This window comes from Streptomyces stelliscabiei, assembly GCF_014873495.1.
Taxonomy (GTDB): domain Bacteria; phylum Actinomycetota; class Actinomycetes; order Streptomycetales; family Streptomycetaceae; genus Streptomyces; species Streptomyces bottropensis.
In genome coordinates this window covers 133846-159494 of the sequence record NZ_JADBGF010000001.1, presented here as the reverse complement: position 1 = coordinate 159494, position 25649 = coordinate 133846, and the positions used below count along the sequence as shown (strand labels likewise).

Annotated in this window: 19 protein-coding genes and 3 pseudogenes; 16 read left to right on the top strand and 6 right to left on the bottom strand. The window is 69.4% G+C overall.

Annotation, left to right across the window (positions count from 1 at the left end; genetic code table 11):
* Positions 1-290: 290 nt before the first annotated feature.
* Positions 291-1061: a FadR/GntR family transcriptional regulator gene (locus tag H4687_RS00715; RefSeq protein WP_078907684.1), complete on the bottom strand. Its 771-nt coding sequence runs from the start codon at positions 1059-1061 to the stop codon at positions 291-293.
* Positions 1062-1219: 158 nt separating this feature from the next.
* Between H4687_RS00715 and H4687_RS00710 the strand changes: the two genes are divergently transcribed.
* From H4687_RS00710 to H4687_RS00660, 11 genes and pseudogenes are all read left to right on the top strand, one after another.
* The gene (locus tag H4687_RS00710) at positions 1220-2494 is read left to right on the top strand and encodes an ABC transporter substrate-binding protein (RefSeq protein ID WP_046914059.1); all 1275 of its coding nucleotides are present in this window, start codon (positions 1220-1222) and stop codon (positions 2492-2494) included.
* Between the two features lie 184 nt (positions 2495-2678).
* Positions 2679-3479 carry a carbohydrate ABC transporter permease gene (locus tag H4687_RS00705; RefSeq protein WP_234317448.1) on the top strand — a complete coding sequence of 267 codons (801 nt, stop codon included), beginning with the start codon at positions 2679-2681 and terminating at the stop codon, positions 3477-3479.
* On the top strand, positions 3479-4306 hold the full coding sequence (locus tag H4687_RS00700; RefSeq protein WP_046914060.1) for a carbohydrate ABC transporter permease: 828 nt from the start codon (positions 3479-3481) through the stop codon (positions 4304-4306). The genes H4687_RS00705 and H4687_RS00700 overlap by 1 nt, the downstream gene beginning before the upstream one ends.
* Before the next feature lie 3 nt (positions 4307-4309).
* On the top strand, positions 4310-5512 hold the full coding sequence (locus H4687_RS00695) for a mandelate racemase/muconate lactonizing enzyme family protein (protein WP_046914061.1): 1203 nt from the start codon (positions 4310-4312) through the stop codon (positions 5510-5512).
* Positions 5509-5820 carry a Rossmann-fold NAD(P)-binding domain-containing protein gene (locus H4687_RS00690; RefSeq protein WP_046914062.1) on the top strand — a complete coding sequence of 104 codons (312 nt, stop codon included), beginning with the start codon at positions 5509-5511 and terminating at the stop codon, positions 5818-5820. The genes H4687_RS00695 and H4687_RS00690 overlap by 4 nt, the downstream gene beginning before the upstream one ends.
* A gap of 116 nt (positions 5821-5936) precedes the next feature.
* Positions 5937-6830 carry an RNA polymerase sigma factor gene (locus H4687_RS00685; protein ID WP_225966544.1) on the top strand — a complete coding sequence of 298 codons (894 nt, stop codon included), beginning with the start codon at positions 5937-5939 and terminating at the stop codon, positions 6828-6830.
* A gap of 570 nt (positions 6831-7400) precedes the next feature.
* Positions 7401-8885, top strand: coding sequence for a ricin-type beta-trefoil lectin domain protein (locus tag H4687_RS00680; protein WP_046914063.1), 1485 nt, complete (start codon positions 7401-7403; stop codon positions 8883-8885).
* A gap of 119 nt (positions 8886-9004) precedes the next feature.
* Positions 9005-11857 carry a glycosyl hydrolase family 95 catalytic domain-containing protein gene (locus H4687_RS00675; RefSeq protein WP_046914064.1) on the top strand — a complete coding sequence of 951 codons (2853 nt, stop codon included), beginning with the start codon at positions 9005-9007 and terminating at the stop codon, positions 11855-11857.
* A gap of 271 nt (positions 11858-12128) precedes the next feature.
* Positions 12129-12528: pseudogene (locus H4687_RS45985) on the top strand (hypothetical protein); the annotation flags it as partial.
* A 394-nt stretch (positions 12529-12922) separates the two neighbouring features.
* On the top strand, positions 12923-13615 hold the full coding sequence (locus H4687_RS00665; RefSeq protein ID WP_046914066.1) for a response regulator transcription factor: 693 nt from the start codon (positions 12923-12925) through the stop codon (positions 13613-13615).
* Complete coding sequence (locus tag H4687_RS00660) at positions 13612-15063, top strand: HAMP domain-containing sensor histidine kinase (protein WP_046914067.1); 1452 nt, start codon at positions 13612-13614, stop codon at positions 15061-15063. Before H4687_RS00665 ends, H4687_RS00660 begins: the two co-directional genes overlap by 4 nt.
* Before the next feature lie 205 nt (positions 15064-15268).
* Here the strand turns inward: H4687_RS00660 and H4687_RS00655 are convergent, their stop codons facing one another.
* Positions 15269-17419 carry an MMPL family transporter gene (locus H4687_RS00655; protein ID WP_046914068.1) on the bottom strand — a complete coding sequence of 717 codons (2151 nt, stop codon included), beginning with the start codon at positions 17417-17419 and terminating at the stop codon, positions 15269-15271.
* 759 nt (positions 17420-18178) lie between these two features.
* On the opposite strand from H4687_RS00655, the gene H4687_RS00650 reads away from it, so the two are divergent.
* Positions 18179-18373 carry a hypothetical protein gene (locus H4687_RS00650; RefSeq protein WP_046914070.1) on the top strand — a complete coding sequence of 65 codons (195 nt, stop codon included), beginning with the start codon at positions 18179-18181 and terminating at the stop codon, positions 18371-18373.
* 563 nt (positions 18374-18936) lie between these two features.
* Here H4687_RS00650 and H4687_RS00645 read toward each other — a convergent pair.
* From H4687_RS00645 to H4687_RS47285, 4 genes and pseudogenes are all read right to left on the bottom strand, one after another.
* Entirely contained in the window at positions 18937-19392 is a 456-nt protein-coding gene (locus tag H4687_RS00645) for a TraR/DksA family transcriptional regulator (protein ID WP_046914071.1), read from the bottom strand.
* An 816-nt stretch (positions 19393-20208) separates the two neighbouring features.
* Entirely contained in the window at positions 20209-20379 is a 171-nt protein-coding gene (locus H4687_RS00640; protein WP_045563097.1) for a DUF5670 family protein, read from the bottom strand.
* A 115-nt stretch (positions 20380-20494) separates the two neighbouring features.
* Positions 20495-20608: pseudogene (locus H4687_RS47290) on the bottom strand (hypothetical protein); the annotation flags it as partial.
* 95 nt (positions 20609-20703) lie between these two features.
* Positions 20704-20748, bottom strand: a pseudogene (locus H4687_RS47285) (hypothetical protein); the annotation flags it as partial.
* Between the two features lie 844 nt (positions 20749-21592).
* On the opposite strand from H4687_RS47285, the gene H4687_RS00635 reads away from it, so the two are divergent.
* The 4 genes from H4687_RS00635 to H4687_RS00620 all read left to right on the top strand — a co-directional run bounded on the left by H4687_RS00635 (position 21593) and on the right by H4687_RS00620 (position 25641).
* Positions 21593-23029: a carboxylesterase family protein gene (locus tag H4687_RS00635; protein WP_046919385.1), complete on the top strand. Its 1437-nt coding sequence runs from the start codon at positions 21593-21595 to the stop codon at positions 23027-23029.
* A 59-nt stretch (positions 23030-23088) separates the two neighbouring features.
* On the top strand, positions 23089-24129 hold the full coding sequence (locus H4687_RS00630; RefSeq protein WP_046919382.1) for an alcohol dehydrogenase catalytic domain-containing protein: 1041 nt from the start codon (positions 23089-23091) through the stop codon (positions 24127-24129).
* Positions 24130-24182: 53 nt separating this feature from the next.
* On the top strand, positions 24183-24614 hold the full coding sequence (locus H4687_RS00625; RefSeq protein WP_046919381.1) for a YybH family protein: 432 nt from the start codon (positions 24183-24185) through the stop codon (positions 24612-24614).
* Between the two features lie 274 nt (positions 24615-24888).
* Positions 24889-25641 (top strand): TetR/AcrR family transcriptional regulator, encoded by a 753-nt coding sequence (locus tag H4687_RS00620; RefSeq protein WP_233443819.1) that lies wholly within the window; start codon positions 24889-24891, stop codon positions 25639-25641.
* The last annotated feature ends 8 nt before the right edge of the window (positions 25642-25649 follow it).

The following is a 25649-nucleotide window of genomic DNA, read 5'->3' as shown; positions in this document are numbered from 1 at the left end:
GCGGAACGCGGCACGCCGCCGGCCCCTGCCGCTCGTCGTGCGGGGCCCCTGAACGCTGTGCCGGTGACTTTGGTTCCTTCCGGTCGTTCAGCGGGGTGTGCCAAGGCCCGGACAGGTGAAGTCGTCAGCGGCACCAGCACGGCCGAACCGGCCCGCAAGCCGATGTTCTGCCATGTCGATCACATCGACTCGTGGTCGACGAACGAGGTGGCCGTCAGCTGCCACCAGGAGATGACCACCTGCGCCGCGACGGCATCGGCCTCGCCCGAGGCAGGACCAGTCGGTCGCCTCTAACGCCGCAGCCGGGTCGGCTTTCCCGGCCCGCTGCGGCGCACCACCCACGCCTCGGTGATGTGGGTGAACATCGCCTCGGCCGCACCCTTGGGGTCGTGCCCGGCGATCCGCTCGTAGATGCGCCGATGGCCCTGGTTGGACGCGACGCACAAGGCGCGGCCGGTTCGGCCCAAGTAACGGGCGGAGTCGATGACCTGGCGCTCCAGCGAACGGACCACGGCACGGCCGATGCGGTTCCCCGACGCCTGCATGACGGTGTCGTGGAACGCCCGGTCCTCTTCGTGGTACGAAGCGGGGTCGTCGACGAGCCCGTCCATCCGCTCCACCAGACCGCGCAGCTGGTCGATCACCTCGGAGTTCGCCAGGCGGGCGGCGACGTTGGCCATATCGGACTCCAGCACGCGCCGGGTCGCGACGAGGTGATCGAGGATGGCCAGGCTCTCGTCCTCGGCGATGGTCGCACCGAGGACCAGTTCGTCAAGCATGTTCCACATCGCCGGCGGGGTGACCATCGTGCCGGCGCCCTGGCGGACCTGCACCAGCCCCTTCTCCTGAAGAATCTTCACCGCCTCGCGGACCACGGTGCGGCTGACCGAGAAGGTCGCGCAGAGCACGGGTTCGGGGGGGAGCGGCGAACCGGACGGATGGACTCCACGGACGATCCGCTCCACCAGCTCAGCCGTGACCGCGGCGGCAAGGTTCGCCGGGCGCCGACTCCAGGCGGGGACCTCGGAGGCCCCTGCGGATGACTGCGGTACTGCCGTCATGACACCCCCCGGGACCCGCGCCGGACGACGGAATCCCGCCCACTATACGGCATCCGGTTGACGTCATACGTCATACGGGTTACATACGTCTTACGAGTTGCGTTCCTCCTCAACCTCAACTGCCGGACAGCCGGCCACCTCAGGAGAGCGGGGCAGCAATGAAGCAGCGATTACCTCGGTCGGCGATCCTGGTCGCCGGGCTCGTTGTCTTAGCCACCGGCTGCGGCAGCGCCTCCGACCCGGATTCGGCGTCCGGTGGTTCGAAGGGCAAGCTCGTCGTCTGGGACTGGAAGTCCGGCGACGCCACGGCGTCCTCATACGTCAAGAAGGCCAAGGCCGACTTCGCCCAGCGGCATCCCGGCGTGACGGTCGAGTTCGTCGCGCAGCCGTTCGAGCAGTACTACACCCTGCTCGGGGCCGCCATCCAAGCCGGCAAGGGGCCGGACGTCATGCTCTTCAACGGCGGCGGGCAGATCCGTGACCGCGCGGACTCCCTTCTGCCGCTGGACGAGTACGTCCGTGCTGACAGGAAGCGGCTGGCCGGGTGGGAGGCCTTCACCAAGGACAGCAAGACCTACGCCGCTCCGGTGACCTTGCAGGGTCACCCGATCTACTACAACAAGTCGCTCTACCGGAAGGCAGGGCTGGACCCGGAGCAGCCGGCCACCAGCTGGGACGAGTTCGTCGCCGACTGCCGGACCATCACCAAGGCGACCGGTGCCAGGTGCTTCGCGCAGGGCAACAAGGAAGGCATCGGTATCCAGTTCTTCCTGTCCGGGCTCGGCTCGGGCGTCCTGTCGCCCACGGAGTACGACGACTGGATCGCCGGCGAGCGAGACTGGTCCTCGCCGGCGGTCAAGCGGGTCTTCTCGCTCTGGAAAGAGGCCAACGACAAAGGCCTGAACAACGACGGGGCGAACTCGACGGCGATGTTCAACGACGCGTTCGCGGTGTTCCAGTCCGACAAGGCCGCCCACGTCATCGGGTTGATGTCGGACGTCGGGCACTGGAAGGACTTCGCCGAATTCCTCGACGCCGCCGATGTCGGCGTCATGAAGTCGCCGGTCGTCACGGCCGGCGCCACGCCGAGCCTTCCCTACGACGGCGGCATCGGCTACGCCGTCGCCAAGTGGACCAAGGACCCCGAGGCCGCCGCCGACCTCGTGCGCTCCCTGACCTCGACCGACGCACTGAAGTCGTTCTACGCCGACGCGGGCGCCATCGCGGCCGACCGCACCGTGGACGTCTCGAACGGTGGACCGGCCGTCGCCACCATCGTGTCTGAGATCGACGGTGGCAAGCCCGCCCTGCACGTGGCCCTGCCGTCCAGAACCGTAGACCTGATGGGGCGGCTGTCTCAGCAACTGCTGAGCGGATCGGTCACGGTCGATGAGGCGGTCGAGCAGCTGGCGGCGTCCGACCAGGCGGGCTGAGGCCATGTCATCCGATGGGTCGTCGGTCCGCGCTGCTCAAGCAGGGCGGACCGACGGGGCGCGAGCAGGTGAGGCGGTAGGTGATCGCGGCCCTGCGTCGAAATCTCCGCGAGTCCGCAACGGCCGGCGTGCCGAACGCCTCGCCCCCTACGTCCTGGTCGCCCCCGCTGTCCTGATCATCGTGGTGCTCCGGCTCTGGCCGCTGGGGTTGGGTGTCAGCTTCTCCTTCACCGGTGACGGCGAACGCAACGGCGCCACGGTGGGGTTCGACAACTACGCGGAACTCATCGGCGATCCGCTGTTCCGCACCGCGCTGAGCAACGTCGGACTGCTGGTGCTGCTGCTGCCGGTCGCGGTCGCGATCCCGGGACTGCTCGCCACCTTCATCCACCTGCGGGTGCCAGGACACCCGTTCTTCCGGAGCGTCTACTTCTTCCCGGCTGTGCTCTCACCGGTGATCGTCGGCGCGATCTTCAACCTGCTCCTGGCCTTCGACGGTCCGCTGAACGCCGTGCTCGGCAGCTCGGGGGTCGGCCCGGTGGACTGGCTCGGCGATCCCGACGTGGCCATCTTCTCCGTCGTCGGCGTGCACATCTGGGCGACGTCGGGGATGGCGCTGATGGTCTTCCTGGCCGGGTTCGCGACCCTGGACCCCGCACTTCTGGACGCCGCCCGGGTCGACGGCGCCTCGCTCGCGCGGATGATCTGGCACGTCATCATCCCGGGTCTGGCCCGCACCATCCGGTTCGTCGTCGTCACCACGATGATCGGGATGCTGACCTCGATGTTCGGGCTGCTCTACGTCATGACCAGTGGTGGGCCGGAAGGGTCGACCTACCTGCCGGAGTACTACATCTGGGTCCAGCAGGGGCAGATGAGCCGTCCGGCGCTCGCGTCGGCCGCGTCCACAGTCCTCTTCCTCGTCATGCTGTGCGTGGGTCTGCTGCAGGTCGGCCTGCTGCGCCGGGCGGGGAGGGAGGACTGATGTCCCGCCTGGGCCCGAGCAGATGGCTGGTGGCCGTGCCGATGGCGCTCCTCGCGCTGGCGACGATCTACCCGCTGCTGTTCACCGCCAACGTCGCGATGAAGACCCGCCGGGAGTACATCCTCGACCGGTTCTCCCTGGCAGGCACTCTCCAGTGGGACAACCTCAGCACCGCGTGGAACAGCGTCGGCATGGGACGGTACCTCCTCAACTCCGTGATCGTGGTGGCCTGCGCCGTGGCGCTGCTCCTGCTCATCGGGTCCATGGCCGGGTTCGCGCTGGCCCAGGTGCGGTTCCGTGGGTCGTCCACGCTGGCCCTGGTCTGCCTCGCGGCACTGTTCGTCCCGTTCCAGGTGATCATGGTGCCGCTGGCCAGGATCATGGCCGACGGCGGTCTCATCGACACCTATCCGGGGCTGGTCCTCGCCTACGTCGCGCAGTTCCTGCCGTTCACCGTCTTCTTGATGACGAGCTACTACCGAGCGGTGCCCACCGAGCTCGTCGACGCCGCACGGATCGACGGAAACACCCTGTACGGCGTCTACCGGCGCATCATGCTGCCGATGGGTGCTCCGGCACTGCTGTCGGTGGGCATCCTCGACGCGCTGTTCTGCTGGAACGACGTGCTCATCGCGCTGCTGATGATGCCGTCGGCCGACCATCGCACCCTGATGGTGGGCATCACCTCACTGCGCGGCCAGTACTCCGCCGACATCCCCACCTTCGCGGCCGGTGTCCTGATCGCCGGGCTACCCGTGCTGGTGACCTACCTGTTCCTGCAGCGCCAGATCGCGGACAGCGTGACGGCCGGCGCTACGAAGGGCTGACGCATGCGCATCACCGGGTACAGAACCCTGACGACGACGCAGCGATGGGGCCGATCCGTAGGTGACGCCAACGGCGTCTACGTCGACGGCGTCGTGCCCGTGCCGGTCGTCGTCGTCGAGACCGATGAGGGGATCACCGGAGTCGGCCTGGGACCGCACGTGGAAGCCGAGGTGATCTTCGCCGCCATCGACGGCCAGGACCCGCGCGCGGTGACCGCCCTCTACGACCGCATGCTACGGCACACCTTCAAAGCCGGGCACTCCGGCGTGGTGTTCGGCACGATCGGCGCGTTCGACACGGCGTTGTGGGACATCAAGGCACAGGCCGCGGGTGAACCGCTGTGGCGGTTGCTCGGCGGCAACGACCGCACGGTCCACGCCTACGCCTCCGGCCTGGACATCGGTCTCACCGACGACGAGCTCGTCGCCACCTACCAGGTCTACGCCGAACGCGGGCTACGGGCGGCGAAGCTCAAGGGCGGCCTGGACATCGAGCGTGACCGGCACCGGCTGTCGCTCGTACGCGAGGTACTGACCGAGGCTGCGCACGGGACCCGGCCAGGGCTCATGTTGGATGCGAACGAGTCCTGGAGCCGCAAGCAGGCGGTACGCCACGTCGGCGAACTGGAACGCACACTCGACCTGACCTGGATCGAGGAGCCGGTCCGGCGCTGGGACGCCGACGGCCTGGCCGCTGTCAGCCGTGGCGTACGGACGGCGGTCGCCAGTGGGGAGAACCTCACCGGCCTTGAGCAGTTCCGCCCGCTGATCGCGGCGGGAGGCCTCGACATCGTCCAGACGGCCGCGGTCTGGGGAGTCACCCACTTCCTGCGCGTCGCCGCGCTGGCGCACGCCTACGACCTGCCGGTCAGCCCGATCGGCAACACGCCCCTCGCGCTGCTGCACGCTGCCACGTCGGTGCCCAACCACCTCGTCAGCGAACTACAGGACCTGCAGCCGCCTATCGGCGTCGCGATGGACCTGCACGTCGAGGACGGAGCCTTTGTGCTCGGCGACACGCCGGGCCTCGGCATCCGGATCGACGAGACCGTGATGACCGCGGCCCGTCAGCGAACGGCACACGCACCCGACGGACCGCACATACGGCCGGAGCACGCCGGCCGACGGCTGCTCGCGGTCACCCCTGGACCATGCCGATCCACCGCGGAAGGGACGTTCGACACCATGGGAATGGAGGATCGATGAACGTGGTTGTCTACCGCGGGGCCCGCACCCGCGAGATCGAGATCCGGGTCACCGAGGCGCCGGCCCTGGCGAAGGAGCGGGGCGGGCACGGCGTCAGCGCCACCGCACCGGGCCCCATCGCCCCCGGCAACGCCCCGGCGTTACGCGCGGACCCCCGGTGCGACCGGGCGATCCCCGGCCGGATCCCGGCCCGTCGCCGGAGCCGCGCCGACGACCTCGCCGGGGCCGCGGAGTTCCCCGCCTCATCGGCGCCGGACCGTGTCAACGGCATCGTTCTTCCCGTCGACGGCGGATGGCCGGGGCGATGACGGCCCGCCCAGCATTACCAGCCGGCCGCGCCCGAGTCGATCGTGCGTACGAACGCGAGGGTGGCGATGTGCGCGGCACCTGCGGCGGCCTTGCCCGAGGCGACGTGTACGGGCTCATGACGCGAGCCGGCCGAGCCGACGAGACGAGACTGGTCGTCGCCGCACGGGCCGGCGATCCACGAGCGCTCGACGACCTGGCCGCGACGTACCTGCCACTGGTGTACGCGATCGTGCGCAGGGCGCTGGGTGAGCTTGCGGACGTCGACGACGTGGTGCAGGAGACGATGCTGCGGGCACTTCCTGAGCTGCGCACGCTGCGCACCCCGGAGTGCTTCCGGCCCTGGCTGGCCACGATCGCGACACGACAGATCAGCACCCATCTGCACCGGCGGCATGCGGACGCCGAACGGACGGTACCCCTGGACGAGATGACCGACCCGCCGGACGCCGGTGCCGAGAACCTTGCCCTGATCCACGTCGAGTTGTCCGGGCATCGCCGAAAGACCGTACGCGCCAGTCGATGGCTCGACCCGGACGCCCGGGCGCTGCTGTCGCTGTGGTGGCTGGAGACCGGGGGCCGGCTCACGAGGGCGGCGCTGGGAACGAGCGTGGCCCACGCGGGTGTGCGCGTCCAGCGGATGCGCAACCAGCTGGAGCTGAGCCGGTCGCTCGTCGCGGCGCTGGAAGCCGGCCCCCGGTGCCCGCAACTGAACGCCGCGCTGGCGGGCTGGGACGGCGTACCGAGCGCGCTGTGGCGTAAGCGCATCACCCGGCACACCCGATCCTGTGCGGACTGCGGCCGGGCCGCGGACGAACTGGTGCCCCTTGAGCGGCTGATCGTCGCCCTGGCGCTGCTCCCCGTCCCGCTGGCGCGGTCCGCCACGGTGCTCGACAGACCTGCGCTCGCCCGGGCGGCCGAGAACGCCGTCGCTACGGGAGCCGAGCCGGCCGAGGTCGACTCCGGGCCGGTTGCCGGCGTCAGGGCCGGGCTGCTCGGCCAACTCGTCTGACGGCCGCGCGAGTCGGCGCCCAAGTGCGCCGCGTTCGGCAAGGGCGCCATGCTTTTCGCCACTACGGCGACTGCGACTGTTCAAACCGGCCACCCATAACGAAAACTGCCGCGATTTACATGCGGCCGTGTTTCCGATTTCGCTGCTTGAAAAGGTTATGAGGGGTGGTCTTCAATTGCTGGCGTTTACCTCTTGAATAGACCATGGCAATCTGTCAATCTTCTGGAAGTCGACGCGGAACGTTCCCCATTCATGACCTGTGAAAGCGGAAGTCAAAAGCGTTCTGCGGAATTCTGGTGCCCACACAGTGAGGCGGCTCGGAAGACCCGGGACTTCAGCCACGAGGAACCGATCCGGGCCGGGTAACGACCGCCCGGGCGGGAAGCCGGGGAGCACGTCTTCCAGACGCCACGACAGCGGTATGACGCTGACATGCCCGCTGCGCGAGCGATCTGGGAGGGGGCCGGCGCGGAGAGGGCAAGCTCCGCGCCGGCTCGGCCGGCTGTCGGCCAACGTCGAGATCCTTTACAGCACAGACGTGACCACACCGTCAACCGGGAAGGCGCTACCATGCCCCGCACCCGCACCCGCCGCTATCTCGCCCGGGCGCTCACCTACATCCTGACCGTTCCCAGCGCTCTGGCGGTCGCCGAGCACGACAGCGCCTCGCCGACAGCCACCGACACGTCCCAGTTCCGTGGCGTCAACTGGGCCCGGCTCGGTGACAACTTCCACGGTGGACCGTTGGTCCTGCACGGGTTGAGCGGCTCTGACAGCTACCAGACGGTCGTGGCGAAGGCCGACGCCATCTACACCGGCTTCGAGAGCAACCTCGGCGCCAACACCGTTCGGCTCCCGATCAACACCTACACGGTCGGGACGAACTGGTGGAGCGCGTACACGGGCGCGATAGACGCAGCCACCGCGAAGGGATTCAAGGTCGTCCTCTCCTACTGGGACGACGGGGTGGCCGCCCGCGACGGTCGCATCGTCAACCCGAGCGCCTTCGAGGCCATGTGGAACACGGTGCTGGCCCGGTACGGCTCCAACAGCCTCGTCCACTTCGAGCCGATGAACGAACCGGCGGGACACAGCGCCGCCGAGTGGGCGAACGTGGTGAGCAACTGGATCAGCAGCCACCCGTCGATTCAGCGGAACCGCATCTTCGTCAGCGGCGCCGGCCTGAACACCGACATCAAATCCATGTGCGCCGACCGCCGCCTTGACGGGACGTTTCTGTCGCTGCACCACTACACGTTCTTCAGCGGTGCGAAGACCTACGACCAGTGGGTGGGCTACCTGCGGGACGCATTCGGCTCCTGCGCCGACCGCACTGTCGTCGACGAGTTCGGCGCGCCGATGGACACCGGGCTCAACTATCAGGATGCCGGCAGCAGCGACAACTTCGTGCGCTACTTCCGGGCCACCACCACGGTGCTCCGGGACCTGCGGATCGGCTCCGTCTACTGGCCGGGGCTGGGCGGGAAGATACGCGCGGGCCAGGGCGACGACTGGTATGCCATGCAGAAACTGCACGGCACGGGAACCAACCTCACGCTCAGCACCCCCAGCGCCGGCGGCCGCGAGCGCCTCAGATACGGCTGGGGCTTGGACGGCGACGTCCCGGCCCCCGGAGGCCTGCTGCGCAACCTCGGCACCGGGCGCTGTCTTGACATCCCCGGCGGGACCACGGCGAACATCCAGGTCCAGGTGAACATGTGTGACAACACGGCAGGCCGGCAGTGGACCTTGACGGCCGGCGGACAGATCACCGCACTTGGCGGCCTCAAGTGCCTGGACGCGTACAACAGCGGGACGACGAACGGCACCGTGGTCGGCACATGGGCGTGCAACGGCGGCGACAACCAGCGGTGGACGGTGGGCGGTGACGGCACCGTCCGCAGCGCTCGATCAGGCCTCTGCCTCGACGTGAACACGGCCACCCTCAAGGCGCAGCTGTGGGCGTGCTGGGGAGGCGACAACCAGACATGGCAGATCCAGAAGAACACCGACATGCGACGCGACGCCCGGCTCGGCGGACACGGTGGAAGGTAACCGTCGGCCGCGGTGGCCCTCCGCTCCGGAGAAGACAGGCGTACCGCCGTCGCCTTTCTCACCGGCGGTCTGTCATCACAGAAGTCAGTGACCTGCTCCAGTCGTGAAGGGAGAACGACATGTCCGAAGTGACACGCAGACGGTTTCTCGCCGCCGGGGCGGCGGCTGGAGCAGGGATCGTGCCGGGTGGGTGGACGGCCGTCGCCAGGAGCGGCTCTGCCGCGCCGCCGGAGGTCCTGGCCGCCAACGATCTCGCCCTGTGGTACGACAAACCGGCCGGCGCGGACTGGCTGCGGGCACTGCCGATCGGCAATGGACGCCTCGGCGCGATGGTGTTCGGCAACGTCGACACCGAACGGCTGCAGCTCAACGAGGACACTGTCTGGGCCGGCGGCCCGTACGACTCCGCCAACACTCGCGGCGCGGCCAACATCGCGGAGATCCGGCGGCGAGTCTTCGCGGATCAGTGGGGGCCGGCGCAGGACCTGATCAATCAGACGATGCTGGGCAGTCCGGCCGGACAGCTGGCCTACCAGCCGGTCGGAAACCTTCGGCTCTCCCTCGGCAGCGCCACCGGTGCGTCGCAGTACAACCGGACGCTCGACCTCACCACCGCCACGGCGCTCACGGCCTACGTGCTGAACGGCGTGCGGTACCAGCGTGAGGTGTTCGCCAGCGCACGTGACCAGGTGATCGTGGTCCGGCTGACGGCCGACCGGGCCAACTCCATCACCTTCAACGCCACGTTCGACAGTCCCCAACGGACAACGCTGTCCAGCCCGGACGGTGCCACCATCGCCCTCGACGGTACCTCCGGCACCATGGAGGGCATCGCCGGGCGGGTCCGGTTCCTCGCCCTGGCTCACGCCGCCGTGACGGGCGGCACGGTCAGCAGCTCGGGCGGCACGCTGCGCGTCTCCGGCGCCACCAGCGTGACGGTGCTGGTGTCGATCGGCTCCAGCTACGTCGACTTCCGGAAGGTCGACGGCGACTACCAGGGGATCGCGCGCAGCCACCTCAACGCCGCCCGCAACGTTGGCATCGACGAACTGCGCAGCCGGCATCGCGCCGACTACCAGGCGCTGTTCGACCGGGTGTCGGTCGATCTGGGACGTACGACGGCGGCCGACCAGCCGACCGACGTACGGATCGCACAGCACGCGCAGGTGAACGACCCGCAGTTCTCCGCTTTGCTGTTCCAGTTCGGCCGGTATCTGCTCATCTCGTCCTCGCGGCAGGGCACCCAGCCGGCGAACCTGCAGGGCATCTGGAACGACCAGATGGCTCCGTCCTGGGACTCGAAGTACACCCTCAACGCCAACCTGCCGATGAACTACTGGCCCGCCGACACGACGAACCTGCCCGAGTGCTTCCTCCCGGTCTTCGACATGATCAACGACCTGACCGTGACCGGGGCTCGGGTGGCCAAGGCGCAGTACGGTGCCGACGGCTGGGTGACGCATCACAACACCGACGCGTGGCGGGGCGCCTCGGTCGTCGACGAAGCGCGGTGGGGAATGTGGCAGACCGGTGGCGCATGGCTGGCCACCCTGATCTGGGACCACTACCTGTTCACCGGTGACATCGACTTCCTCCGCGCGAACTATCCGGCCCTGAAGGGCGCCGCCCAGTTCTTCCTCGACACCCTGGTCGCCCACCCGACGCTAGGACACCTGGTCACCAACCCGTCGAACTCTCCGGAGCTCGCTCACCATACGAACGCCACCGTCTGCGCGGGGCCCACCATGGACAACCAGATCCTGCGCGACCTTTTCAACAGCGTCGCCCGCGCCGCCGAGACCCTCGCCGTGGACGCCACCTTCCGCGCTCAGGCACTGGCGGCCCGGGACCGGCTGGCCCCGACACGGGTCGGCTCCAGAGGCAATGTCCAGGAGTGGCTGGCCGACTGGGTGGAGACCGAGCGGAATCACCGGCACGTCTCCCACCTGTACGGCCTGCATCCGAGCAACCAGATCACCAAGCGCGGGACACCCCAGTTGCACGAGGCCGCGCGGCGGACGCTGGAGCTGCGCGGTGACGACGGGACGGGATGGTCGCTCGCGTGGAAGATCAACTTCTGGGCGAGGCTGGAGGACGGTGCCCGGGCCCACAAGCTGATCCGGGACCTGGTGCGCACGGACCGGCTCGCGCCCAACATGTTCGACCTGCACCCACCGTTCCAGATCGACGGCAACTTCGGCGCCACCTCGGGCATCGCGGAGATGCTGTTGCACAGCCACAACGGCGAACTGCACGTGCTGCCGGCGCTGCCTGCCGCCTGGCCCACCGGGCGCGTGAGCGGACTGCGCGGCCGCGGCGGACACACCGTCGGCGCCGAGTGGAGCAGCGGCCGGATCGAGGTCGTCGTCACACCCGACCGAACCGGTGCCGTCCGGGTGCGCAGTCGGATCTTCGTCGGCGACTTCACGCTGCGGGACGACGCGAGCGGCGAGCCGGTCCAGCCGAAGCGGCTCGAGGCCGATCTCATCGAGTTCGCCGGCCAGGCCGGCAAGACCTACCGCGCGTCCGCACTCAGGCCGGGGCCGGTGGAGGCCGGCGTGGCGTATCGGTTGGTGGCCCAGCACAGCGGCAAGGCTGCCGACATCAATGGTGCGTCCTCGGGCGCCGGTGCGCTGCTGATCCAGTGGCAGATCACCGCCGGCCGCGACCAGCACTTCGAGTTCCTGCCCTCCGACGACGGACACTACAAGATCCGGGTGGGGCGCAGGGGTCTGGTCCTGCACGCCGCCAGTGGCAGCAGCGGCGCCGACATCACCCAGCAGCCGGAGACCGACGCCGGCAGTCAGCAGTGGCGGATAGTCGACCACGGCGGTGGCGTGATCAGTCTGGTCAACCGACAGAGCGGCCTTGCCCTGGACGTATGGGAGGCCTCCACCGCCGACGGAGCCCGCATCTCCCAGTGGACAGCCACGGGTAGCACCAACCAGCGATTCCAACTCCACCGCATGTAGAGATCTTCAACGGCTGAGGTCAAGGCGGTGGGAGATCGAGCCCGGTCCTGGCGATGAGGGCCCTCGATGAGGCAGGGACGGTACCGCACCCGTTCAGAGGGCCATGATCCGATTGGACGGTGATCGTCCACATCGGACAGCCGCATGCAACTCAAGTCGCCGTACCCGCGGTTGATGCCAGTGAACGGGAACGAGCTGATGAGAACCGGCGGCCAGCGGGCCCGGGCCCACGCCGACAGACCGGCCCGACGCCCTATCGGAGACCTCCTCCTTGTCCCCCCAAGCCTCCGAGTTCTTCGCCGAACTGTGCCTCCCGTTCCGCGTCCACGCCGTCGTGGGCAACACCTGCTACGCCACCCCGATCCCTGGTACGCCCCTGCGACTGCGGATCGAGGGTCACCCTCGGCTTCGCGTGGCACGGCACCTTCCACCACCGCGACGAAGCGACCAACACGCGCCCCGACACCGAGCGCTACGGCACCTTCGACACGAACTGCCACCCCGGGCAGCCCCCGTGGGAGGGAGCCGTCACCACCGGGTTGCGCGACGCCATCGCGCAGTACACCGCCGTCTGGTTCCCCGGCGCCTGGACCGCGACCGCACCGAGCCGGGCCGCCGGCCCGACCATGCGCACGGCTCCCGCCACGACCACCTGCCGCAGCGGTGTCCGCGCGCTGAAAAGCGCCCACACCACCTACCCCGGCGCACCGACTCCTCCGACAGGAGCCCTGTCCGTGACGACCCACCCGCTCGAGAATCTCGACGCCGACGGCACCCGGACCTTCCTCACCCCGGACGGCCTCGGCGGCCTGGACGCTCGTCGCGGTCTTCACCACCTCGCTGATCCCCACCGAGCCACTGCACCGCACCGTCCAGGACGTACCCGTCCACACCCGCCGCGCCCTCCTCGTGGCGACCACGACACCCTTGGCAGCTGACCCGGACGACCCCAAGATCCATGAAGTCAGGCTGAGAGCGCGATCCCCAGCGACGCGCTAATTTTGGCTTCAGGTTGATCGGGGACAATGAGCGGCAAAGGCATCGACTGGAGGGGGGCGGGCCGGCGTGCGGATCATGATCGCGGATGATGAAGCGGCCATCCGTGAGTCGCTGGAGCGGGTGCTCCAGGTCGAGGGTTACGACACCAGCACCGTCGCCAACGGTCTCGCCGTGCTCGACGGGGTCGTTGGGGCCGGCGGTGACACGCTGGATCTGCTGATCCTCGACGTGATGATGCCCCGCCTCGGCGGGTTGGAGACCTGCCGGCGGTTGCGGGCGGAGGGTCGGGATCTGCCGGTGTTGATGCTGACCGCCCGTGACCAGGTCTCCGACCGGGTCACGGGGCTGGACGCGGGCGCCGACGACTATCTGCCCAAGCCGTTCGCCACCGAGGAGTTGCTGGCCCGGGTGCGGGCCCTGCTGCGTCGGCGCACGCCGACCGACGAGGAGTCGCAGATCCTGTCGTTCGCCGATGTCCGGCTCGATGCCGACAGGTTCGAGGCGTGGCGTGGCGGGCGGCCGCTGCGTCTGACCCGGACCGAGTTCTCCCTCCTGCAGGTCCTCATGCGCAACGCGACCCGGGTCTTGACCCGCGACGCGCTGTTCGAGGCGATCTGGGGTTTCGACATGAGCGCCACCGCCAACAACCTCCAGGTATACGTGAGCTACCTGCGCCGCAAGATGGAGGCCGAGGGTGAGCCGCGATTGATCTACACGCTGCGCGGCCTGGGATACACACTGCGGGAGACTCCTCCGTGAGCAGGCCCGCCGGCCGGGAACCGCGCCGGCTGACCCGATGGTGGCGCCGGCGGTCCCTGCGGACCAGGCTGACGGTGATCGCGGCGACGGCCATCGCGGTCAGCGTGTTCGTGGCGTTCCAGGTGGCCAGCGAGCTACTGGACTGGGAGCTGCGGGACACCGCCGAGAATCAGCTACGGGCCGACTCCCGCGTCCTGGCGACGAGCGCGCAGCGCGCCGGTCTGGGGCAGGTCCAGCTACCGCCGTATCCCGGATCCGGTCGGCTGGTGCGGGTCATCCTGCCCGACGGCTCGACCCGTACGCCGGCCGGGCAACCGGCGCTGCCCCCCGTCAGCGAGCACGCCGGGCGGGTGGCGCAGGGCGCGTCGGCCGACCTGATGGAGTCGAACGACAGCGACGACGAGGGCTACCTCATCTACACGCTGCGGGCGGGCGGCGGCGCGGTCCAGGTGGCTCGCGTCGCCGACGACAGCCCGATCAACCAATTCGGGTTGGGCATGCTGCTGATCGGGCTGTTCTGCGTGGTCGGCGGCGCCCTTGTCGGGCGTACCGTGGCGCGGACCGGGCTGGCACCGATCGACCGGCTGACCGCCGCCGCGGTACGTGTCGCGCACACCCGGGATCTCGATGCCGACATCCCGGATGAGGGCGGTGGGGAGATCCGGCGGCTGATCCGGTCGATCAACGACATGCTCGCCGCGCTCCGGGACTCCCGGCGGGCCCAGCGGCTGCTTGCCGAGGACGCCGCCCACGAGCTCAAGACCCCGCTCACCAGCCTGCGCCTCAACGTCGAGCTGCTGATCCGGCTCGATCGGCGTGGCACCCTGGACAGCGCGCTGCCGGCGGAGAGCCGGACTCGGCTGCTCCACGATCTCGGTGCCCAGGTGGCCGAGTTGAGCACCCTTGCCGCCGAGCTGACCGACCTGGCGCGCGGTGACGTCAGCGACGAGAACACCGAGCTGCTCGACCTCGCCGACGTGGTGGTGGCCGCGGCAACCCGGGCGCGTTCCCGCGTGCCCGACATCGAGGTCGCGCTCGACGTGACCTCCGTGTGGGTGAGCGGGCGTCCCGCTGCGCTCCAGCGGGCGGTGCTCAACCTCATCGACAACGCCGGCAAGTGGTCTCCCGAGGACCAGCCGGTCCAGGTCCGGCTGCGTGCCGAGGGCCCGTCGGCGGTGCTTGAGGTCGACGACGCAGGGCCGGGCATCGACGCCGCCGACGTACCGCGGGTGTTCGACCGGTTCTACCGTGCCGACAGCGCCCGCGCGTTGCCGGGATCGGGTCTGGGGCTGTCGATCGTGCAGCGGGTCGTCGACGCCCACGGCGGCCGTGTCACCGTCGCCCGCTCCGCCCGCGATGGCGCGCTGCTTCGGGTCGACCTTCCGGCCGCGGCCGCGCCCGCCCCGATCGCGCGGCTGACCGCCGGGGAGGACTCCGCGGTGCGCTGACCCGCCCCGGCGGCGCGGCGCAGGGCAAGGGACGGCGGTCCTCGGGCGTGGCCCCGCGCGGCTCACCGCCGGGGCAGGACACCGCGATGCGCCGACCCCGGCCCCGGCGCGTGGCGCAGGATCAAAGGGCGGCGACCGTCGGGCCCATGAAAAGATCCGGGACGGGTCTGGGTCCCCGTCCCGGATCTCGTCGGTGTCGCCGCGCTCACCGTTGCAGCGCGGGCTCCTCGTAGTCGGCGAGCGGCTGTTGACCGTCCGGCAGCTCCGCCGCTGGACGGGACAGCCGGCTCGGCCACCAGATCCGCCGACCGATCAGCAGGGTGAGGGCGGGCACCAGGACCGACCGCACCAGCAGGGCGTCGAGCAGCACGCCGAAGGCGACCAGGAATCCGACCTCGATCAGCATCACCAGCGGAAGCGTGGCGAGGACCGCGAACGTGGCCGCCAGGACCAGACCTGCCGAGGTGATGACGCCACCGGTGGCGGAGAGGGCTTTGAGCATGCCCTCTCTGGTGCCGAGGCGCACGGTCTCCTCCCGGGCCCGGCTGGCCAGGAAGATGTTGTAGTCGACGCCGAGCGCCACCAGGAACAGGAATGCCAGCAGCGGCACCGAAGAGTCGACGCCCTTGAACCCGAGGATCGTGTCGAAGACGAACACGCTGCCGCCGAAGGCTGCGGCGAATGAGACGATCACGGTGGCCATCAGGACCAGCGGGGCCAGGATCGCGCGCAGCAGCAGCCCGAGGACGATCAGGACGACGGCGAGCACCAGCGGGATCACCAGCTTCTCGTCGCGCTTGGTGGTCACCTCGGTGTCGAGGTTCTCCGCACTCGGCCCGCCGACCATCGCCTCCGCCCCGCTCACCGCGTGCACGGCGGTGCGCACCCGCTTGATCGTGTCGTACTCGGCGACGGTGTCCGGCGCGTCCTTCGGGAACACGGAGATGTTGGCCCAGCCACCGCTGGTCTGCTCCGGGATGGCCAGGGCCACACCGCGAGTGTCCTTGACGATGTCGAGCACCCGCTCCTGGTGCGCCGGCCGCGTGAAGATCGTCATCGGCTGGCCGCCGAGCTCAGGGAAGTGCTGGCGGAGAACGGTGAAGCCGGTGACCGACTCCGGCGCGGACACGAACTGGTCCTGCTCCCGCAGGGCGCCGGTGTTGCCCGCCAGCCCGAGGGCGAGCACGCCGAGGACTCCGAGCGAGCCGAGCGTCGCCACCCACCGGCGGCGGCTGATGGCGGTGCCGAGCCGTCCCCACAGCCCCGGCTTCTGCTCCACGGCCGTGCTGAACCGCGGGATGGCCGGCCAGAAGATCCGCCTGCCGAGCACCACGAGCACCGCCGGGAACAGCGTCAGCATGGCCACCAGCGCGCACAGGATGCCGGCCGCACCGATCGGGCCCAACCCGCTGGTGCTGTTCAGGTCGGCGACGAGCAGGCAGAGCAGGCCGGCGACCACGGTGGCCGAGGACGCGACGATGGCCGGCGCCGCGCCGCGCAGCGCGTGGACCATCGCGACCCGGACGTTCTCATGGTGGTGCAGTGCCTCCCGATATCGAGCGATGAGCAACAGCGCGTAGTCCGTGCCGACGCCGAACACCAGGATCGTCAGCAGCGCCGAGTTCTGGTCGTTGACCACGATGCCGAAGCCCTTGACCAGCAGGTAGACGGTGCCCATCGAGGTCAGCGCGGCCGCGCCGACGGCCACCAGCGGGATGATCCACAACACCGGGCTGCGGTAGGTGAGGATGAGCAGGAGCGTGACGACGACGATGGTGGTGAGGAGAACCTGCACGTCGATGCCGTCGAAGACGGCATCCATGTCGCCGTCGATCGCGCCCGGGCCGGTCACGTCGAGTTCCAGGCCGGAGGGGCGGTCCTTCGCGGCGTCACGCAACGGGCCGACGATGTCCTCCGGTGCGCCGTAGGTCGTGCTCACCTCGAGGGTGAACATCATCGCCTCGCGGTCGGTGGAGGGGCTCGTCGGTGAGCCCTCGTCGTCCTCGCCGGCCGCCGCCGTCGCCTTCGGCGGGTACCGCTTGGCAAGGGTGTCGTAGTGGCGCTCGACCGTCGCGCGGTCGGCGGCGGTCATGCCGCCGGCGCGGTGGTACACGAAGGCGAACGTGTTGTCGTCACCGCCGGGGAGACTGTCCTCCAGTACCGCGACCTTGGTGGACTCGGCGCTGGCCGGCAGGGTGTCCGCGGCGCTGTCGGTGGTGACCGAACTCAACTTTCCGCTCAGCGGCACCATGAACGCCGCCAGCACCAACCACAAGCCGATCACTAACCACGGCACCCATCGGCCTGCCAACCGACCGGCCGGCGCTTCCCCGGACGGCGCTGCGTTGACTGCCATCAATAGCCTCCTACATACGGGTTACATCGCTGATCTGATGCCTACTTCCTAACGAGCGAACCTGAGACGACCGTTAGAGCCGGTGAAGTAACCGGCGTCCGTTGTAGAGGGTGATGTTGATCATCAATGTCTTGTGGGTGGGTCGCGGTGAATGGTCCGCGCCGCCACCCGTCGGACACCTCGGATACCGAGTGGGAGATCACCGCGCCGTACATCCCGGTCAGAGGCACTCGGGCAGGTACCGGCGGGTGCCAGGGTGCCAGGGTGCCACGGCCTGCGTCACGTGCGGAGCGGACACGTCTCTTGACCCTCTGGTGTAGGTCCAACCGCCGGGAGGCGGCTGACATGCGAGCCGGCGGACCAGGCACGACGCGTCGCAGCCCGCAGTTGAGTAGCCGCGACGATCAGGGGCGGAGCTGTGGTGAGGGGCGGCACGGCTCCGGCAGGTGCTGATCCTGGTAGTCGTGCTCGTACGGTCCCGTGAAGGGCGGGGCGCCCTCCAGGGGCTCGTACGCCACAACGCCCGGCACCAACGCCGCCGCGGAGACCCACGCCTGCGGCTGCAAGCCCCGTACAACGACGCCGAGTGGCTCGGCGAGCTGGCGTCCCCGGTCCTGGAAGAGCTGTGCGAGCGTGTGATGTGTCCGTCGGTGCTGACCGTGCCACGGCTGGACTACGGGGAAACGATCGCCACCAACACACCCCAAGCTGTACTTCGACGAACTCGTCCCCGTCGCACCCATCGGCTTCCGTTCGCACATGCTGCTCGGCGCGTCTGGCCTGGCCTACATCGCCTTCTGCGCCGAGCGGGAGCGGGAGGCGGTCCTGCGCCGCCTTCGCGAACACGACGCTCCCGGCAACGCGTACACCCACGATCCGGGCTGGCTGCGGCGTCTGCTGGCGACCACCCGGTCCGGCGGGTACAGCGCGCGCACCGGCCACGCGATGAACTGATCCCACTGGCGCAGGCGCGACCAGGCGGCCATCACCAGACGCTGCCACTACCGTCGCCGCACCCGAGGTCCCGAACTCTCGTAACCCGACGGCATATCAGCCGAGTACACGCAGCAAACCTGGTCCGGACCCACGGCGACAGCGAACTTCGACTGGAGTGGTGGTCGCGCGGTTATGACGTCAATGGCGGCACCGGCGAGAACGTCGACTTCGGCGACGATGTGTACAGGGTAGGTGACGGGGCTGATCAAATCGCGGGGATACGGGTGTGGGAGGCGGTGCGCGCCGCCCTGGTGGGGCGTGCGGAGCACCCCGAAGGAATGCCGGCGGCTGTTGCTCTGCGGCAGGTACCCGACGGCGGCCGTGACTCGCCTTTCCTGCCCTACGTGGCCGTGGCCACGACAGCGGGAGATCGCCGCCCGATCACAGCCGATCAACGTCTGTTGGGACGCCGAGCAGAATGCGGCCGGTGGGCTCCCCGGTGGCCGGCTCACCTGCCCGGCCGGCATCTCCTGCACGGAAAGGTTCAAGACCGAGTCCGGATCCGGCACTCGGTCCGTTGCTCACGTGTTGTGCGGCGGACGCCGTAGCGTGCGGCCGGTGCGTGGCGGCGGCCGCGTGTCGGATCCGGCGCAGCGGACACACATGGTCGCCGCCGGACGGATCTCCAGGCGCTCGGGCGTGATCGTCATGCCGCAGCCTTCGCACCGTCCGTACTGTCCGCGGTCGAGTCGTTCCAACGCCCGGTCCAGTTCCTCCAGGTGCTCGCGTGCTTGCGCGATGAGGGCGGCTACGTGGGCCCGCTCGAAAGCGGTGGTGCCTCCTTCGGGGTCGTGCTCGTCGTCGACTGCGATCAGGGCATTCGCCGCGACGATCCCGTCGAAGTCGCGGCTCAGCGCGGCCGCCCGGGCGAGGGTCTCGGCGCGGGCGGCCACAAGGCGCGCGCGGGCGGCCACAAGGCGCGCGCGGGCGGCCGGGAAGGCGGGCGACCCGGGGTCGTGGCGGGATGCATCACCCATGCTGTGAGAACGCCCCAACGCGGCTCATGGTTCCCTGTCCACGACCACCGTCATCGCCGCCGAAAGCGCTTGCATCGCTACGGCATGAGGGTGACCCGGGGCCCGCCCCGATGTGGTCCGGACCGCGCGCCAGGCGTCGGCGTTGCTGGTTGCCGGCAGTTCACGGAGCCATATCGCGCACATCATGAGCACTCTGAACTACCTTGAGAAGGAAGGGTGTTGAGGGAATCGGCCGGTACCGGCGCTGCATCGGTACAGGCATGGAACAGCGGCCGTTGACACGGGCGTGTGCGGCGGCGGTCACTCGGAGCTTGGAACCGGAAGGTGAGCATGCGACGAGGGGAGAGATCGTGACGTATGCGAAGCCCGGCTGGTCTGCGGGGTCGTGATGACGTGCGCGACGCTGCTGGCCGGCTGTACGGACGGCGGCAATGGTCCGGGCGGGGAGACGTCGCGTGAGTCGAGCCCGGATGCCGCCCGGAGCGAGGGTGACGCGGAGAGGGGGGCCACCGACACGGACGCGGTCACCGGCGCCTTACCCGCGGCCTCGCCGACGGAGCAGGCGGACCCGGCGGAGCAGCCGCACACCGCGGCCGATGCGTGGGCGTTCGTCCGGAAGGTGATCGTCGATCCGGAGACGGTCGGATCGGGGGTGGCGCCGGGGGCGCCGTACGAGAGCGACCCGAACACGTGGGCCGTGCTGGGCGAGGATTGCGTATGGCAGCGGGAGGGGCTGCAGAGAGAGGTCCTGATCCGGGACATGCCTGTGGGCCCCGGACGTATCCGGAGCCCACAGGCATGCTGCTGTTTGGCGGATTACCAGCGATACCAGCGACCCCTGCGGCCGCCTGTGTCCGCGGAGCGCATGACGAAGCCCAGCAGCCAGACGACCAGCACGATGACGGCGATCCACCACAGGGCCTTCAGCGCGAAACCTGCGCCGAAGAGGATCAGAGCCAACAGAAGAACGAGAAGCAGGGGAACCATAGTTATCAACCTCCGTCGCTCCTCGTGCCCGGCGAACGCAAGAACACACGGTCGATTTCCCCGGTTTCTTCACCGTACTTTCGGGCACTGGACCCAGTTTCTCCTGGCGGTCACCTCACCGCCGGGCCGCTGGGCGACTGTCGGTTCGTCGAGTTCCAGGGCAGAGTGGCCGCAGGCACTGGCGGTACGGGTCCAGGTAGCAGCGCAAACGGACGCCGGGCTGCCCCGGGTTTCGTGTCGTGCGGTCGGCCGATGAAGTCGCTCACCGTCCGGCGAGCAGTTCCTGGACGGCGAAGGCGTCTGGTCGTCGCACGCCGCGATCTCCACCACGGCAAGCCCCGGCTCTCCCACATGTCGGGCCGCTGACATCCCCGTTGCGCCCCCCTCCGACCATGCCCTGGCTGGAGTTGAGGATGAGGGAGGGCGGGATGGGCGGCGCGGACGCAGCCGGGGATCGGGGCGCGCTCAGCCGGTTGCGCGTCGGCGGGGCCGCCGCGCCCGGCCGCCGTCAGCGCGGCGATGACACCGGGCGGGGGACGTCGGCGGGGGAGAGGTCTGTGGCCGTTGGTCGTCTTACCTGCCGAGCAACAGCGTGCGGGGAGCGATCGGAGAGCCGGTGGTCGCGCCCACGATGGCCTCGCTCGTTTCGCGGATCCACTGGGAGTCTCGGTATTCGACGGTTGCAGTATTCGCCCGCAGGGCGAGGACTTCCACACACGGCCCGGTCGCGGTGACAAGGCGTACAGCTCTCACCGCAGCGGGTGCTGACCGCGCGCGCCGGATCAAGGAGAAGAGATCGACCTCTTGCGGTGAGCCGCGCCGGCGCCTGCACTCCGGTGCGGGCATTCGTCCTCTGCCACCGCGCCGTATCTCCCGGCAGCGGCAATCCCGCACGACAGAAGGTTCACCCGGCGCTACGAGGTACACGATCCGGTACGGCACCGATCTGCTGCATCACCCTGAGGAGCTCGCGCTGGCGCCGTTCGCCGACGATCCGGCCGTCGGCCACGGAGCGGTTGTGCATGGCCTGCACCGAGGTCTCGCAGCCGAAGTGTCACCTGATGACCATCGGGTGACTGCTGTCCGCCCGGCGACGCACCGGAGTCCAGGGAATGCTTGGTGAGTGTCACAGCGGGCGATCGCCGCCGACACGCCGTGCGCAAAATCCGAACCACACCGGAAGGAATCTGACGCCATGACCGCGACCGCGTCCCTGTCCGCGTCCGCGCCCAAGGCTCCGACTGCACCGGGAGTGCGCTCCTGGTGGGGGATCCGGTACGCCACCGCCGAGCGGTACCGCCGCCCGGTGGTCGCGGACTTCGATCCGGACCGCCCCTATGACCGTAAGGGCGTCGTCTCTGTCCAGCCCGACAGCGGCGACTGGCTCGAAGCGGACAGCGGGACGGGCGAGGACTGCCTGAACCTGAACGTGTGGGCTCCCGAGCAGCCGGCCGGGAAGGCGCTTCCGGTGGCCGTGTACATCCATGGCGGTGGATTCGAGTTCGGCGCGAACACGCAGACCACCTCGAACGCCGCCGGTCTCGCCGCGACGGGACGTGTGGTGAGCGTGTCGGTCAACTACCGGCTCGGCGCACTGGGCGCGCTCTCGCTCTCCCAGTACGGCGGGCGGCTCGCCGAGGCCGGCAACCTCTGCCTGCAGGACGTCATCGCCGCGCTCACCTGGGTCAGGCAGAACATCGCCTCCTTCGGCGGCGACCCGGACCAGGTCACCGTCTTCGGCCACAGCGCTGGCGCTTACCTGTCTCTCGGGCTGCTCGGTGCCTCTTCCGCGGACGGCCTGTACCGGCGCCTGGCCGGGTTCTCCGGCGCGCCCTCGCGTCTCGTCCCGGCCTGGTGGGCCGAGGAGCTCGCGCAGCGGTTCGTCACCGAACTCGGTGTCGCGGGCAACCCCGACAAGCTGATCGATCTCGACGCGGCGTCCCTGGTGGCCGCCCTGCGCAAGGTCTGTCCGACGGATCTCGGAGTCCGTGGCGGGAGGGACAACCAGAGCCTCGGCGTGGTCCTGGACGCCGAACAGCCCGGCGGGGTGCTGCACGCCCACCCCCTGGACGTCCTGGCCTCGGGCTCGCACCGGGACATCGACGTACTCCTGAGCACGGCCAGTGACGAGATGGGCTGGTGGGTGGCGAACGACCTCGACCGGTTCGACCCGCACACAGTCGACCGCGTCACCGACGAAGTCGCAAGGTGGCGCATTCCCCGCTCCCGCGCCAAGAAGATCGTCCACATCTACGACCAGGGCGGCCGCACCCCTGCCGAAGTCCGCGCCGCCCTCCTGACGGACTACATCTTCACGCTCCCCGCAGCCCGCGGTGCTCTGGCCCACGCCGCCGCGGGCGGCAACGCCCATCTCCTGGCGATCGGGCCCGCCGAGGGCGCGCCCGCCGTGCACGGCACCGAGATGTACGCCCTGGTCGGCCGGGAACAGCCGGGCCGCACCCCCGGACAGGCCGCCCGTGACACGCGTATCCGCGACATCGTCCTCGACTTCGTCACCGGCGAGCAGAGGCGCCTGTGGCCTGCCGTCACGGACCGGCCCACCTCGGAAAGCGTCGGCAACCCTCCCTACGAGCCCAGCGCCCACTACCAGGCGGTCCTCGACCAGTTCGAGAACATCGCCCGCCCCTGACGGTCACCGGGAGACCCCGAGCAGTGCACCCGGGGGCGAACAGAGTAAGGAACCCCGACATGAGCCAACCGACAACAGCAGGCGGAGGCGCACCGGCGACGATGCGGGCCGTCGTCGTCGCCCGGCCCGGTGGCCTCGAAGCACTGGCGATCCAGGATGTGCCGGTGCCCGTACGTAAACCGGGCTGGGTGCGCATCAGGGTGAAGGCGTTCGGTGTCAACGAGTCCGAGGTCACCACCCGCAAGGGCGAGTCGGACGCGGAGGTCACCTACCCGCGTGTGCCCGGCATCGAGGGCGTCGGTGTGGTCGACGAGGCCGACGAGGTCAGCGAGCTGCGGCCGGGACAGCAGGTGGCCACGATGATGGGCGGCATGGGCCGCTCGTACGACGGCGCGTACGCCCAGTACGTGACCGTCCCCGCGGCGCAGGTCATCCCGTTCGAGTCCGGCCTGCCGTGGGAGGTCGTCGGTGCGCTGCCGGAGATGTTCCAGACCGCTTACGGATCGCTGACCACCGGCCTGGACCTCAAGGCCGGGCAGACGCTGCTGATCCGCGGCGGCACCTCCACGGTCGGGCTGAGCGCGGCCACGCTGGCCAAGAAGCTCGGCGCCACCGTCATCGCCACCACGCGCCACGCAGTCAGGACCGGCGACCTGCGTGCCGTCGGGGTCGACCATCCGGTCATGGACGACGGCAGTATCGCCGCGCAGGTACGGGCCCTCGCGCCGGGCGGCGTGGACGCCGCCCTCGAACTGGTCGGCTGCTCTGTTCTGCCCGACACCCTGACGTGCGTACGGAAACACGGCACCGTCTGCTTCACCGGCGCGCTGGCAGGGGCGTGGAGCATCCCCGACTTCACCCCGTTCATGATTCCGTTCGGGGTGCGGCTGACCAGCTACGGTGGCGCGGCCGGCGATCTGCCGGCGCCGGTCTTCCAGCGGCAGCTTGAGGCCATCGCTCACGGGCGGCTCATGGCGCCTGTCGCGAAGGTCTACCAAGGGCTCGAGCAGGTACGAGAGGCCCAGGCCGACGTCGAAGCCGGGTCCACGCCCGGCAAGCACGTCGTCGTACTCGACGGCGTCGACAGCCTTGACCACTGAGCAACACATCTCCCGGTCGGCAGGCCGACGACAAGACACGTGAAGGAAGCGCCGTGAGCGTGAACAAGGAAGAAGTCAGCAAGACCATCATCGGGCTGGAGAAGTCCTTCAACGAGCGGTGGAGCGCCGGTGACAACCGCGGCTACCTCGACGGGTTCGCCGAGGAGGTCAGCTATTTCGACCCGATCCTCGAGAACATCGTGGTCGGCCGGGACAAGGTCATCGCATGGATCGACTCCATCTACTCCAACCCGAACATCGTGCGCAGCGAGTACCTTAATTGGCAGGTCCACGTCAGCGACAGCGGTGACTTCGCTGTCCTGGCGTACAACCTGAAGACCTTCGTGCTCGACGAGAACGGCAAGGAGAAGCAGCTGCGCGCCTGGAACGCCACCCACGGTTACCGCCTCATCGACGGCCAGTGGCGCATCGCGCACTCCAACTGGGCGTTCTCCCAGACCGCGACGGAGAAGATCGCTTCCTGACCGGAAGGGTCCGGGCATCCCACCGGGCACCTCCCAGCAGGCGCCGGGCTTCCAGTTGGCGTCACCCGTCGATGAGTTCGTGTCACTCCCTTGCCGGTGGCGTTCCGGGCGGCACGGCTGAGGGTGCGGACCCAGCAGCCGAGCAACTCGGCGTAGTCCGCGGCTTGGTGCAGCTCGCGGAGGAGCAGCTCCGGGGTGTCCAGGAAGCGACATACCTGTCGGCACGGCCCGGGGCCGGCCGTGCCGGGCAGCCCGAATGGAAGGTGCCGGCGCAGTGGTCCTCACCGCGGGCGCGAGCGGAGCCGCCCGCGGTAAGACGGACGCTGTCGACGGGCAGGGCGACAAAGCCGCGGCAGCGGCCGCAGTGAAGTCAGGAGTTCACCTCCTCCTCGTTTCCGCCTTCCTGTGCACGGCCGGCCCGCCCGGATGCGTGTCCATGTGGTGGGCGGAACATGAGGAGAGGCCTATGAGCGCGCCAGCACGCCGTCGGGATGCGACGCAGAACCGGACCCGCATACTGCAGGCCGCCCGCGCAGCCCTTGCCGAGTCTGACCACGTCCGCCTCAGCGAGATCGCCAAGCGCGCCGGTGTAGGACAAGGAACGCTCTACCGGCACTTTCCCAACCGCGAAGCGCTCCTCGCCGAGGTCTACCGGCGCGATGTCGACGAACTCGTGGCTGCCGCCTCCGATCTTCTGGCGGAACACCAGCCTCTAGAAGCCTTGCGTCACTGGCTCGACCGAGTGATCGACTACGCGGAGATCAAGCGCGGCGTCCTGGCAGCGCTTGAGGCGGCGGCCTGGCAGGACGTTGTGGCCCACAGCCACAACCCCATCGAGGGTGCCCTCGCTCACCTGCTGGATGCCGGGAAAGGGGCAGGTTCCATCCGCGCAGACGTGGACGCCCACGGGGTCCTGCTACTCATGGCATACCTCGGCCGACTGGACCGGGATGAGTGGGATCGGAGGGCACGGTCTCTGATGAACGTCATCCTCGACGGTCTTGCCCGACACGACGCGGACCGGTGAGGGCAGAG